This window comes from Streptomyces sp. NRRL F-5135, from assembly GCF_000719775.1.
Lineage (GTDB): Bacteria > Actinomycetota > Actinomycetes > Streptomycetales > Streptomycetaceae > Streptomyces > Streptomyces hebeiensis.
Map to the genome: position 1 here is coordinate 173,099 of NZ_JOHR01000017.1, position 12,683 is coordinate 185,781.

The window sequence follows — 12,683 nt, forward strand, 5'->3', positions numbered from 1 at the left end:
GCATCGGATCGAACATCGTGCGCAACCGCGAACCAGGGGGTCAACAGACGTGAGTACGACCGCAGCGACGGGCTTCTGCCGCGTCACTGTCGTGGCGCCTGACAGCAGGATCGACGTCGCTCTGCCGGAGGACATCGCGGTCGCCGACGTGCACCCGGAGATCCTCCGGCTCACCGGCCAGACCCAGGCGCCCGGCACCCCCACCGGCTACCACCTGGTCCGCCGCGACGGCACCGTCCTGGACGGCTCCCGCACCCTCGCGGCCCAGCAGGTCCTGGACGGCGAGGTGCTCAGCCTGCGCCCGTTCGCCGAGTCGCTTCCCCCCGCCGTCTTCGACGACGTCTCCGACGCCGTCGCCTCCGCCGTCAAGCGCGACCGCCACCTGTGGAACGACGAACTGCTGCGCGGCGCCGGCCTCGTCGGCGGAGTGCTGCTGCTCGTGCTGATGGGCTTCGTCCTGTGGTTCGCCGACCCGGTCCGGCACGACATGCACAGCCTGCCCGGCATCATCGCGGGCGCCGCCGGCCTGCTGCTCACGGCCTTCGCCGGGGTACGGGCCCGGGTCTACACGGACCGCGCCACCGCCGTCGCGCTCGGCCTCGGCGCGCTGCCGCTGCTGATGATCGGCGGGTCCGGGATCATCGGCCCCGACGCGGGCGACGGACCCGGCCGGCTCCAGTTCCTGCTCGGCTGCGTCACGGTCCTGGTCGCCTCCGTCGCGCTGGTCGCCCTCACCCCGAGCGGTGACGCGCCCTTCGTCGCCGCCACCTTCCTGGCCACCGTCGGCACGCTCGCCACGTTCGTGATGATCCTGACCGAGGCGTCGGCCACCTCCACCGCCGCCGTCTGCGCCCCGGTCGCCATCGGGCTCGTCGCCTTCCTGCCCGGCCTGTCCGCGCGCTTCGCGCGGCTGCCCATCGGCTACGCCTCCCCGCGATCGGCCGCCGCCGGCGAGTTCGGCGACGACACCTACACCGACCCGAACGCCGCTCCCGAGGGCGAGCCCGTCGACGCCGACCGCATCGCCGCGCAGGCCCGCCGCGGCCACGAGATGCTGCTCGGCCTGGCCGCCGGCTGCTCGGCCGTCGTGGTGGCCGCCGCCGCGGTCCTCGGTTTCTCCGACAACGTCTGGGGACAGTTCCTCGCGCTGGCCGCCGGTCTGGCCATGCTGATGCGCGCCCGCCTCTTCCGCTACACCTCGCAGGTCACCTGTGTGCTGGTGGCCGGGATCGCCGCGATCGCCCTGCTGGTCCTCGGGCTCTCCCTCAACCCGCCGGTCGACCTCGTCAAGGACCTGCTGATCTACGGCGACCGCGGCGGCCTCGACATCCGTACGATCTGGCTCGCCGCGAGCGTCGCCGCCGGCGCCGCCCTGCTCACCGCCATCGGCCTGGTCATCCCGCGCAAGGGCCTGTCCCCCTTCTGGGGCCGGCTCCTCGACATCGCCGAGGGCGCGGTACTGCTCTCGCTGGTGCCGCTCTGCCTCGCCGCGCTGGACGTCTTCAGCGCGGCCCGGGCGATGACCAGCTAATCGTCCTGCCTCGGGAGGCCGGGGACGCCGTCCGACCGCGCGGTCGGACGGCCCCGCTCGAGCTGGTAGCCTGTACGACGGCCGTTTGCGTACGTGACCGGCGGAGCCAGGTGCTCTGCGGTGCACGCTCAGCGGATCCCCGCCTCCCGAGTAACGGAAGCTCCCCAGCGAATTCGACCTGGGGCACTCGGTGGCCACGAAGACCACGAGGAGTACGCGTGTCGCTCGACGCCGCTACGAAGAAGCAGATCATGACCGAGTTCGGCACCAAGGAGGGTGACACCGGCTCCCCCGAGGTCCAGGTCGCCCTGCTGTCGCGCCGGATCTCGGACCTGACCGAGCACCTCAAGACCCACAAGCACGACCACCACTCCCGCCGGGGCCTGCTGATCCTGGTCGGCCAGCGCCGCCGCCTGCTGCAGTACCTGGCCAAGAAGGACATCCAGCGCTTCCGCGCGCTGGTCGACCGCCTGGGCATCCGCCGCGGCGCGGCCGGTGCCAAGTAAGACACCGTGAAGGGAGCGGTTCCCACCACCAGGGGGCCGCTCCTTTCGCGTACGCGGGGGCCCGCTCCCCGTACCCGCGCAGGACCGGTCCGGCGAGCGGCCCGCCCCGTACCGGTCCCGCTGAACACCCCGCCCGGGACGACCGGAATGTCATCCTGGCGCGAAGCTCAGTAACCTGGTCGCAACGAGCACAACCGAATCAGGAGGAGCGACCTCCGCCGCCGCCGGTCCTCGGTAGTGGCCCCCGGATCGGCCCGGCCCATGCCGCGTCACCGGGTGCTTCGATCGAAGACCGGCCCGCACCAAGGAGCGCTTCTCCGATACGTCCCCTGCCACCCGGGCACCGGACGAAGACGAGGAGAATTCACTAGTGGAGAACGAGACCCACTACGCCGAGGCCGTTATCGACAACGGCGCCTTCGGCACCCGCACCATCCGCTTCGAGACGGGCCGCCTGGCCCGCCAGGCCGCCGGCTCCGCCGTCGCCTACCTGGACGACGACACGATGGTGCTGTCGGCCACCACGGCCTCCAAGAAGCCCAAGGACCAGCTCGACTTCTTCCCCCTCACGGTGGACGTCGAGGAGCGGATGTACGCGGCCGGCAAGATCCCCGGCTCCTTCTTCCGCCGGGAGGGCCGCCCCTCCGAGGACGCCATCCTCACCTGCCGCCTGATCGACCGCCCGCTGCGCCCGTCCTTCCGCAAGGGCCTGCGCAACGAGATCCAGGTCGTCGAGACGATCATGGCGCTCAACCCCGACCACCTCTACGACGTGGTCGCCATCAACGCCGCCTCCTGCTCCACGCAGTTGGCCGGCCTGCCCTTCTCCGGCCCGATCGGCGGCACCCGTGTCGCCCTGATCAAGGGCCAGTGGGTCGCCTTCCCGACCCACACCGAGCTCGAGGACGCCGTCTTCGACATGGTCGTCGCCGGCCGCGTCCTGGACGACGGCGATGTCGCGATCATGATGGTCGAGGCCGAGGCCACCGAGAAGACCATCCAGCTCGTCAAGGACGGCGCCGAGGCCCCCACCGAGGAGGTCGTCGCCGCCGGTCTCGAGGCCGCGAAGCCCTTCATCAAGATCCTCTGCAAGGCCCAGTCGGACCTCGCCGCCAAGGCCGCCAAGCCGGTCGGCGAGTTCCCGATCTTCCTGGACTACGAGGACGACGTCCTCCAGGCGCTCACCGAGGCCGTCCGCTCCGAGCTGGCCCAGGCCCTCACCATCGCCGGCAAGCAGGAGCGCGAGGCCGAGCTGGACCGCGTCAAGGCGCTGGCCGGCGAGAAGCTGCTGCCGCAGTTCGAGGGGCGCGAGAAGGAGATCTCCGCCGCGTACCGCTCGCTGACCAAGACCCTGGTCCGTGAGCGCGTCATCAAGGACAAGGTCCGCATCGACGGGCGTGGCGTCACGGACATCCGTACGCTCGCCGCCGAGGTCGAGGCCATCCCGCGGGTGCACGGCTCGGCGCTGTTCGAGCGCGGCGAGACCCAGATCCTGGGCGTCACCACCCTCAACATGCTCCGCATGGAGCAGCAGCTGGACACCCTCTCCCCGGTGACCCGCAAGCGCTACATGCACAACTACAACTTCCCGCCGTACTCCACCGGCGAGACCGGCCGCGTCGGCTCCCCCAAGCGCCGCGAGATCGGCCACGGCGCCCTCGCCGAGCGCGCGCTCACGCCGGTGCTGCCGACGCGCGAGGAGTTCCCGTACGCGATCCGCCAGGTCTCCGAGGCGCTGAGCTCCAACGGCTCGACGTCCATGGGCTCGGTCTGTGCCTCCACCATGTCGCTGCTGAACGCCGGTGTGCCGCTCAAGGCCCCCGTCGCCGGTATCGCCATGGGACTGATCTCGCAGGAGATCGACGGCGAGACCCACTACGTCACCCTCACCGACATCCTCGGTGCGGAGGACGCCTTCGGTGACATGGACTTCAAGGTCGCCGGCACGAAGACCTTCGTCACCGCGCTCCAGCTCGACACCAAGCTCGACGGCATCCCCGCCTCCGTGCTGGCCGCCGCGCTGAAGCAGGCCCGCGACGCGCGCCTGCACATCCTCGACGTGATGAACGAGGCCATCGACGTCCCGGACGAGATGTCCCCGAACGCCCCGCGGATCATCACCGTCAAGATCCCCGTGGACAAGATCGGTGAGGTCATCGGCCCCAAGGGCAAGATGATCAACCAGATCCAGGAGGACACCGGCGCCGACATCACGATCGAGGACGACGGCACGATCTACATCGGTGCCGCCGACGGACCGGCCGCCGAGGCCGCCCGCGCCACGATCAACGGCATCGCCAACCCGACCATGCCGGAGGTCGGCGAGCGCTACCTGGGCACGGTCGTCAAGACGACCACCTTCGGCGCGTTCGTCTCGCTGCTCCCGGGCAAGGACGGTCTGCTGCACATCTCGCAGATCCGCAAGCTCGCCGGCGGCAAGCGCGTGGAGAACGTCGAGGACGTCCTCGGCGTCGGCCAGAAGGTCCAGGTCGAGATCGCCGAGATCGACCAGCGCGGCAAGCTCTCCCTCATCCCCGTCGTCGAGGGCGAAGAGGGCGAGGACGGCGCGGACACCAAGAAGGACGACGCTGCCTCGTGACGCGCGGCGCCAAGGCGACGGCCCGCCCCTCCTCGGAGGCGCGGGCCGTCGCCCGTACCCAAACCCTGATCGAGGGCGAGAACGGGAGCCGCGGCTCCGAGGGGGAATCATGAGCAAAGGCGGAGCCCAGCGGAACGGGACGGTCCGCCGTACGACGCTCCCCGGCGGCCTGCGCGTCGTCACCGAGACCGTGCCGTCGGTCCGCTCCGCGACCTTCGGCATCTGGGTCCAGGTGGGCTCGCGCGACGAGACGCCCGCCCTCAACGGCGCCACCCACTACCTGGAACACCTCCTGTTCAAGGGCACGCGCAAGCGCAGCGCCCTCGACATCTCCGCCGCCGTCGACGCGGTCGGCGGCGAGATGAACGCCTTCACGGCGAAGGAGTACACCTGCTACTACGCGCGGGTGCTCGACACCGACCTGCCGCTCGCCATCGACATCGTCTGCGACATGCTCACCGGGTCGCTGATCGAGGCCGCGGACGTCGACGCCGAGCGCGGAGTCATCCTCGAAGAGATCGCCATGACCGAGGACGACCCCGGCGACTGCGTGCACGACCTGTTCGCCGAGACCATGTTCGGCGACAGCCCGCTCGGCCGTCCCGTCCTCGGCACCGTCGACACGATCAACGGCCTGGACCGCGACCGGATCGTCCGCTTCTACAAGAAGCACTACGACCCCACCCACCTGATCGTGGCCGCGGCCGGCAACGTGGACCACGCCACCGTCGTACGGCAGGTCCGCCGCGCCTTCGAGAAGGCCGGGGCCCTCTCCCGTACGGACGCCACCCCGCTGCCGCCACGCGCCGGCCGGCGCGCCGTGCGCGCCGCGGGCCGGGTCGGCCTGCTGAACCGCAAGACCGAGCAGGCCCACGTCGTCCTCGGCATGCCGGGCCTCGCCCGTACCGACGAGCGCCGCTGGGCGCTCGGCGTGCTGAACACCGCGCTCGGCGGCGGTATGAGCTCGCGGCTGTTCCAGGAGGTACGGGAGAAGCGCGGCCTCGCCTACAGCGTCTACTCGTACACCTCCGGCTTCGCCGACTGCGGCCTCTTCGGCGTCTACGCGGGCTGCCGGCCCAGCCAGGTCCATGACGTCCTGAAGATCTGCCGCGACGAACTCGACCGCGCCGCGGCCGAGGGGCTCAGCGACGAGGAGATCGGTCGCGCCGTGGGACAGCTCGCCGGCTCCACCGTCCTCGGCCTGGAGGACACCGGCGCGCTGATGAACCGCATCGGCAAGAGCGAACTGTGCTGGGGCGCCCAGATGTCCGTCGACGAGATGCTGGCGCGGATATCCGCCGTCACCCCCGACGACGTGCGCGCGGTCGCCCGCGATGTCCTGGGGCAGCGTCCCTCGCTGTCGGTCATCGGGCCGCTGAAGGACAAGCAGGCGGCCCGGCTGGACGAGGCGGTCGCCCGCTGACCGGTGCGCGAGCCCGGCCCGCGTGACGATCAACGGCGCCCGGCACCAGCACTTCTGACGATGCCGACCACACCGACGTCCATCACCGACGCTGAAGGAAACAGAGCAATGAGCAAGCTGCGCGTGGCCGTCCTCGGAGCCAGGGGCCGGATCGGCTCCGAGGCCGTACGGGCCGTCGAGGCCGCCGACGACCTGGAGCTGGTCGCCGCCCTCGGCCGGGGCGACAAGCTGGAGACCCTCGTGGAGGCCGGTGCCGAGGTCGTGGTGGAGCTGACCACTCCGGCCTCGGTGATGGGCAATCTGGACTTCTGCGTCCGCCACGGCATCCACGCCGTCGTCGGCACCACCGGCTGGACCGACGAGCGGCTGGCGCAGTTGCACACCTCGCTGGCCGCCTCCCCGCGCACCGGAGTGCTGATCGCGCCCAACTTCTCCATCGGCGCGGTCCTCACCATGAAGTTCTCCGAGGCCGCCGCGCGCTGGTTCGAGTCCGTCGAGGTCATCGAGCTGCACCACCCCGGCAAGGCGGACGCCCCCTCCGGCACCGCCCACCGCACCGCCCAGCTGATCGCCGCAGCCCGGACGGCGGCCGGCAGCGGACCGCAGCCCGACGCCACGGTCACGGCGCTGGACGGCGCGCGCGGCGCGGACGTCGACGGCGTGCCCGTGCACTCCGTACGCCTCCGCGGCCTCCTCGCCCACCAGGAGGTCATCCTCGGCGCCGAGGGCGAGACCCTCACCATCCGCCACGACTCCCTGCACCACAGCAGCTTCATGCCGGGCATCCTGCTCGGCGTGCGCCGCGTGGTCTCCGCCCCCGGCCTCACCTTCGGCCTGGAACACTTCCTCGACCTGGGCTGAGCGGACCGGACGATGCGCGCGAAGATCACCTACGCTGTCACGGCGGCCGTCCTGGTCGTCTACTTCGTCCTGGTCGGCAGCCGGGGTGTCCTGCTGATCGAACAGGGCACGCTGCTGACCGTCGCCCTCGGCCTGGCCGTGCTGGTCCTGCCGCTCATCGGCATCTGGTTCCTCTGGATGAACACCCGCTTCGTCCAGCGCGCCAACCGGCTCGCGGCGGAACTGGACGCCGAGGGCGGCCTCCCCGAGGACGAACTGGTCCGTACGCCCGGCGGCCGCGTCGACCGGGACTCGGCCGACGCCGTCTTCGCCCGGCGGCGGGCCGAAACGGAGCGTTCGCCCGACGACTGGCGCTGCTGGTTCCGGCTGGCGATCGCGTACCACGACGCCCGGGACACCCCGCGCGCCAGGAAGGCGATGCAGCGGGCCATCGCGCTCCACGACGGTAAACCCGTACGGACGGCCTGAGCGCCGTCCGGCGTGCGTGGAGCCCGTCACGACGGCCGCCCCGCGCGCGGGAAGCGGCCCGGGCGGTCAGAGGGGGCCCGGACGCACGAGAGAGGCCCGGCCGTGGTGGCCGGGCCTCTCCCTCTTTGTGCTCTCTTGTGCTCTTTGAGGCGTTACCGCACGGAGCCGACGAACGAGGCCGGCCGACCGGCCGGCCGTCAGGCGCCGGAGTACTCCTCGTTCCAGACCTCGACGCTGTCCGCCGCCCGCTCGAACGCCCCGGGACGCGACAGGAAGTCCGCGTTGTGGTCGGTGAGCAGCGTCAACGGCCCACCCTGCCGTCGCTCGAGCAGGAGCGCCTGCCCCTGAACGGTGCGCGGCAGCCCGAGCCAGCGCACCGGCTGCTGGACCGTACGGACGGCGGTGACCTGCTCCCACGCGGTTGTCGTGGTCCTCAGCAGGGTCACCCGGCGGGCTCCGTGCCGGCTCACCCAGACCCCGGCGCGCAGGTTCCGCAGCGCGACCGCGATCACCACCAGGGCGATGCCCAGGCAGACCGTGGCCGCCGACAGGGCTCCCGCGAAGGCGATCACCATCGCCGAGAGCAGGATGAACGAGGCGAGCAGCAGAAGCAGCGCGGCCGCCGCGACCCGCCAGGGGCCAGGGCGGTACGGACGCCGCCAGTTGTCGTGATCGTCGAACGGCAACGCGACGTCGTCGGCCGCGTCGAAAGCCCGCTCGGCCGTCAGGAAGGGCAGGGGCACGACTGATCCTCACTCACAAGCACGCTCGATTGCTGTGCCCGGTGAGGCTACCGATCACGCCCCTGCCCCGACCACTCGAGGGGGCCGGACGGGTCAGCGGCCTTGTGACGCCTCGGACTGCTGGGTGTGCCCGGACGGCTGGCTGGTATCCAGCGCCGGCAGCCCGAAGAGCAGCGAGCCGACGAACCCGGCGGTGATGACGAGTCCGATGAGTGTGCGGCTGGCCATGTCGGACGCGCTCGCGCGCGGCCTCGGAGGGGGAGTGACATTGCTGCGGAAGCGGTCGGCCTCGGCGACGAACGCGAAGGGAACGGCCTCTCGCCGGCGGAACATGGAGGGAACTCCTTGTGATCTCGTGATGGAACGGCGAACTCGTTGTGGAACGCTGCTGATGTGTCAGCTGCTACAGAGTGAGACGTGCAACAGCGCGATTAGGTGCCCGCATTCCCGGAATTGGCCGACGAACGCACGCTCCCTGGCCCGGCCCGCCCGATGCCCGGCGGGTCCGCGGCCCGGATGCGGCCCCGCCGCCCCGCCCCCGAGCGGGATGCCGCCCTGTCGGTGCCGCGCCGTAGAGTGGGCGCCGCCCGAGCGACGCGATGGGAAGGACCCCAGGTGAGCGACACCCCCGAGACCCCGGACGCCCCCGACACCAAACCGAGCTTCCGCGGCGATGTCACCGTCGAGCTGGTGAAGCACGCGGCGGCGGACTCCGACGTCCTGTGGGCGGCGCGGGTCTCCACCGCGGGCGAGCAGTCCCTGGAAGAGCTGTCGAAGGACCCCGAGCGGTCGAAGGGCCTGATCAATTTCCTGATGCGGGACCGCCACGGCAGCCCCTTCGAGCACAATTCGATGACCTTCTTCATCAGCGCCCCGATCTTCGTCTTCCGCGAATTCATGCGGCACCGGGTGGGCTGGTCGTACAACGAGGAATCGGGCCGTTACCGCGAGTTGCAGCCCGTCTTCTACGTGCCGGGGCCCGAGCGCAAACTCGTCCAGCGGGGCCGCCCGGGGAAGTACGTTTTCGTGGAGGGGACCCCGGAGCAGCAGGAGCTGGCCGGCCGGACGATGGAGCGCTCGTACCTCCAGGCCTACGAGGCGTACCAGGACATGCTCGCGGCCGGAGTGGCCCGGGAGGTGGCCCGCTCGGTCCTCCCGGTCGGCCTGTTCTCGTCCATGTACGCCACGTGCAACGCGCGCTCGCTGATGCACTTCCTCGGCCTGCGTACCCAGCACGAGCAGGCGAAGGTGCCGTCCTTCCCGCAGCGCGAGATCGAGATGGTGGGGGAGCGGATGGAGGAGCACTGGGCCCGGCTGATGCCGCTCACCCACGCGGCCTTCAACGCCAACGGCCGGATCGCGCCCTGAGACACGGGCGGCGAGGCCGATCGAGCCGGCTGTCCGGATTGCGGCGTTTGGAGAAGTTCATCTAGGCTGATCAAACGGACCCGGCACTGCTTGAACCCCCGAGCAGGCAGTGCCGGGCTCCTTCTGTCCCGTGCCCCAAGGGGGCGCCGCGAGCTGAGCAGCGAGTAGCGTGTTACCCATGGCTCCGATCTCCACTCCGCAGACTCCCTTCGGGCGGGTCCTCACCGCCATGGTCACGCCCTTCACGGCGGACGGCGCGCTCGATCTCGACGGCGCGCAGCGGCTCGCTGTCCATCTGGTGGACGCAGGCAACGACGGCCTCGTCCTGAACGGCACCACCGGTGAGTCGCCGACCACCAGCGACGCGGAGAAAGAGCAGCTCGTCCGGGCGGTCCTGGAGGCCGTCGGGGACCGGGCCCACATCGTGACCGGCGTCGGCACGAACGACACGGAGCACAGCGTCGGACTGGCCCGCGCGGCGGAGCGCGCCGGCGCGCACGGCGTCCTCGCCGTGACGCCGTACTACAACAAGCCCCCCCAGGAGGGCCTGTTCCGGCACTTCACCGCGATCGCCGACGCGACCGGCCTCCCGGTGATGCTGTACGACATCCCCGGACGCAGCGGTGTCCCCATCGACACCGAGACCATCGTCCGGCTCGCCCAGCACCCGCGCATCGTCGCCAACAAGGACGCCAAGGGCGACCTCGGCCGCGCCAGCTGGGCCATCGCCCAGTCCGGCCTCGCCTGGTACTCGGGCGACGACATGCTCAACCTCCCGCTGCTCTCGGTGGGCGCGGTCGGCTTCGTGTCCGTCGTCGGCCACGTGGTCACCCCGGAGCTGCGCCAGCTCCTCGACGCGCACCTCACCGGCGACGTCCACAAGGCCACCGAGATCCACCAGAAGCTGCTGCCGGTCTTCACGGGCATGTTCCGCACCCAGGGCGTCATCACGTCCAAGAGCGCGCTCGCGCTCCAGAACCTGCCGGCCGGTCCGCTCCGCCTCCCGCTCGTCGAGCTCACGGAACACGAGACCGCACAGCTCAGGATCGACCTGGCGGCCGGCGGAGTGCAGCTCTGACCACAGACTTCACAACTGAATATCCGGTAACCGAATACGCCGAAGCAGACAACAGCAAGTGCACGAATGTCATGCGCGCCACGTGCCTCAGCGGTACGTGGCGCGTGTGGTGAGGAGAGTCTTTTGAGTCATCCGCATCCCGAACTCGGCGCCCCGCCGAAGCTCCCCCCGAACGGCCTGCGCGTCACCCCGCTCGGCGGCCTGGGGGAGATCGGCCGCAACATGACGGTCTTCGAGTACGGCGGTCGCCTGCTGATCGTCGACTGCGGTGTCCTCTTCCCGGAGGAGGAGCAGCCCGGCGTCGACCTGATCCTCCCGGACTTCACGATCATCCGGGACCGGCTGGACGACGTCGAGGGCATCGTGCTCACGCACGGCCACGAGGACCACATCGGCGGCGTCCCCTTCCTGCTCCGGCTGAAGCCGGACATCCCGCTGATCGGCTCCAAGCTCACCCTCGCGCTGATCGAGGCCAAGCTCCAGGAGCACCGCATCCGCCCCTACACCCTCGAGGTCAACGAGGGCCACCGGGAGCGCATCGGACCGTTCGACTGCGAGTTCGTCGCCGTCAACCACTCCATCCCGGACGCCCTCGCCGTCGCCATCCGGACCCCCGCGGGCATGGCGGTCCACACCGGCGACTTCAAGATGGACCAGCTCCCGCTGGACCGCAGGCTCACCGACCTGCCCACCTTCGCCAAGCTCGGCGAGGAGGGCATCGACCTGCTGCTCTCGGACTCGACCAACGCCGAGGTCCCGGGCTTCGTCCCGCCCGAGCGGGACATCTCGGGCGTCCTGCGCCAGGTCTTCGCGAACGCCCAGAAGCGGATCATCGTGGCCAGCTTCGCCAGCCACGTCCACCGCATCCAGCAGATCCTCGACGCCGCGCACGAGTACGGCCGCCGCGTGGCCTTCGTCGGTCGCTCCATGGTCCGCAACATGGGCATCGCCCGTGACCTCGGCTACCTCCGGGTCCCCGCCGGACTGGTCGTGGATGTCCGGACCCTCGACGACCTTCCGGACCACGAGGTGGTCCTCGTCTGTACGGGGTCCCAGGGTGAACCGATGGCCGCGCTCTCGCGCATGGCCAACCGCGACCACCAGATCAGGATCGTGCAGGGCGACACGGTGATCCTCGCGTCGTCCCTCATCCCGGGCAACGAGAACGCGGTCTACCGGGTGATCAACGGTCTGACGCGATGGGGCGCGAACGTCGTCCACAAGGGCAACGCCAAGGTCCATGTCTCGGGCCACGCCTCGGCCGGTGAGCTGCTGTACTTCTACAACATCTGCAAGCCCAAGAACCTGATGCCGGTGCACGGTGAATGGCGCCATCTGCGCGCCAACGCCGAACTCGGCGCGCTGACCGGGGTGCCCAAGGACCACATCGTCATCGCGGAGGACGGCGTGGTGGTCGACCTGGTCGACGGCAGGGCCAGGATCGTGGGCAAGGTCCAGGCCGGCTACGTCTACGTCGACGGCCTCTCGGTCGGCGACGTCACCGAGACCTCCCTCAAGGACCGCCGGATCCTCGGCGACGAGGGCTTCGTCTCGGTCTTCGTGGTGGTCGACTCCACGACGGGGAAGGTCGTCGGGGGCCCGCACTTCCAGGCCCGTGGCTCAGGCATCGAGGACGCGGCGTTCGCGGCGGTCCTGCCCAGGATCGTGGACGCCATCGCCAAATCGGCCGCGGACGGCGTCGCGGAACCGCACCAGCTCCAGCAGCTCGTGCGCCGCCAGGTGGGCAAGTGGGTCTCGGACACCTACCGCAGGCGTCCCATGATCCTCCCGGTCGTCGTCGAGGTCTGAGGACGGCAACTGCCGTACACGGACGCGCCGCTGACGGCACGTCCGGGAGCGGTGGGCTTCGATTTGCTTCGAAGCCCACCGCTCCAGTACGTTTACGGCTCCACCTCAGGGGGCACGCGAGTCGTCCAGACGGCATGCGGACCCCGAGCGAGAGTGGGGGAATCCGACTCGGACAACTCTGATAAAGTCGGAATCAGTCGAAAGGCAAAAGGCCCTTCCGAAGGCCATCGGATATCTGGAAGCGGGAGAAACACCGCCGAATGAGTCTGATAGAGTCGGAGACACGAAATACCGAAG

General features: G+C 70.4%; 10 protein-coding genes and 1 pseudogene. 9 read left to right on the forward strand and 2 right to left on the reverse strand.

The window, feature by feature from the left end; translation table 11 throughout:
• Positions 1-49: 49 nt before the first annotated feature.
• The 6 genes and pseudogenes from eccD (at position 50) to IG02_RS0127780 (ending at position 7,388) form a co-directional block, all read left to right on the forward strand.
• Positions 50-1,531: a type VII secretion integral membrane protein EccD gene (gene eccD / locus IG02_RS0127755; protein WP_030753860.1), complete on the forward strand. Its 1,482-nt coding sequence runs from the start codon at positions 50-52 to the stop codon at positions 1,529-1,531.
• A gap of 218 nt (positions 1,532-1,749) precedes the next feature.
• On the forward strand, positions 1,750-2,037 hold the full coding sequence (gene rpsO, locus IG02_RS0127760) for a 30S ribosomal protein S15 (protein ID WP_030753863.1): 288 nt from the start codon (positions 1,750-1,752) through the stop codon (positions 2,035-2,037).
• 370 nt (positions 2,038-2,407) lie between these two features.
• Positions 2,408-4,636 (forward strand): polyribonucleotide nucleotidyltransferase, encoded by a 2,229-nt coding sequence (locus IG02_RS0127765; protein WP_030753874.1) that lies wholly within the window; start codon positions 2,408-2,410, stop codon positions 4,634-4,636.
• Positions 4,633-6,059: pseudogene (locus IG02_RS37025) on the forward strand (M16 family metallopeptidase). Before IG02_RS0127765 ends, IG02_RS37025 begins: the two are co-directional and overlap by 4 nt.
• A gap of 108 nt (positions 6,060-6,167) precedes the next feature.
• Positions 6,168-6,920, forward strand: a complete 753-nt coding sequence (gene dapB, locus IG02_RS0127775) for a 4-hydroxy-tetrahydrodipicolinate reductase (RefSeq protein ID WP_030753877.1) — start codon at positions 6,168-6,170, stop codon at positions 6,918-6,920.
• Positions 6,921-6,932: 12 nt separating this feature from the next.
• Positions 6,933-7,388 (forward strand): hypothetical protein, encoded by a 456-nt coding sequence (locus IG02_RS0127780; RefSeq protein ID WP_030753880.1) that lies wholly within the window; start codon positions 6,933-6,935, stop codon positions 7,386-7,388.
• A 197-nt stretch (positions 7,389-7,585) separates the two neighbouring features.
• Here IG02_RS0127780 and IG02_RS0127785 read toward each other — a convergent pair whose 3' ends face one another.
• Both IG02_RS0127785 and IG02_RS0127790 read right to left on the reverse strand, forming a co-directional pair.
• Positions 7,586-8,131 carry a hypothetical protein gene (locus tag IG02_RS0127785; RefSeq protein ID WP_030753882.1) on the reverse strand — a complete coding sequence of 182 codons (546 nt, stop codon included), beginning with the start codon at positions 8,129-8,131 and terminating at the stop codon, positions 7,586-7,588.
• A gap of 93 nt (positions 8,132-8,224) precedes the next feature.
• Complete coding sequence (locus IG02_RS0127790) at positions 8,225-8,464, reverse strand: hypothetical protein (RefSeq protein WP_030753885.1); 240 nt, start codon at positions 8,462-8,464, stop codon at positions 8,225-8,227.
• Between the two features lie 282 nt (positions 8,465-8,746).
• On the opposite strand from IG02_RS0127790, the gene thyX reads away from it, so the two are divergent.
• The 3 genes from thyX to IG02_RS0127805 all read left to right on the forward strand — a co-directional run bounded on the left by thyX (position 8,747) and on the right by IG02_RS0127805 (position 12,386).
• Positions 8,747-9,499, forward strand: a complete 753-nt coding sequence (thyX, locus tag IG02_RS0127795) for an FAD-dependent thymidylate synthase (RefSeq protein ID WP_030753888.1) — start codon at positions 8,747-8,749, stop codon at positions 9,497-9,499.
• Between the two features lie 178 nt (positions 9,500-9,677).
• Positions 9,678-10,577, forward strand: a complete 900-nt coding sequence (dapA, locus tag IG02_RS0127800; RefSeq protein ID WP_030753890.1) for a 4-hydroxy-tetrahydrodipicolinate synthase — start codon at positions 9,678-9,680, stop codon at positions 10,575-10,577.
• Between the two features lie 123 nt (positions 10,578-10,700).
• Positions 10,701-12,386: a ribonuclease J gene (locus IG02_RS0127805; protein ID WP_030753892.1), complete on the forward strand. Its 1,686-nt coding sequence runs from the start codon at positions 10,701-10,703 to the stop codon at positions 12,384-12,386.
• Positions 12,387-12,683 lie beyond the last annotated feature (297 nt).

Excerpts from the sequence above, each read along its gene's own strand:
- IG02_RS0127790 (WP_030753885.1), bottom strand. The coding sequence starts at position 8,464 with ATGTTCCGCCGGCGAGAGGCCGTTCCCTTCGCGTTCGTCGCCGAGGCC.
- dapB (WP_030753877.1), top strand. The coding sequence starts at position 6,168 with ATGAGCAAGCTGCGCGTGGCCGTCCTCGGAGCCAGGGGCCGGATCGGC.
- IG02_RS0127780 (WP_030753880.1), top strand. The coding sequence starts at position 6,933 with ATGCGCGCGAAGATCACCTACGCTGTCACGGCGGCCGTCCTGGTCGTC.
- dapA (WP_030753890.1), top strand. The coding sequence starts at position 9,678 with ATGGCTCCGATCTCCACTCCGCAGACTCCCTTCGGGCGGGTCCTCACC.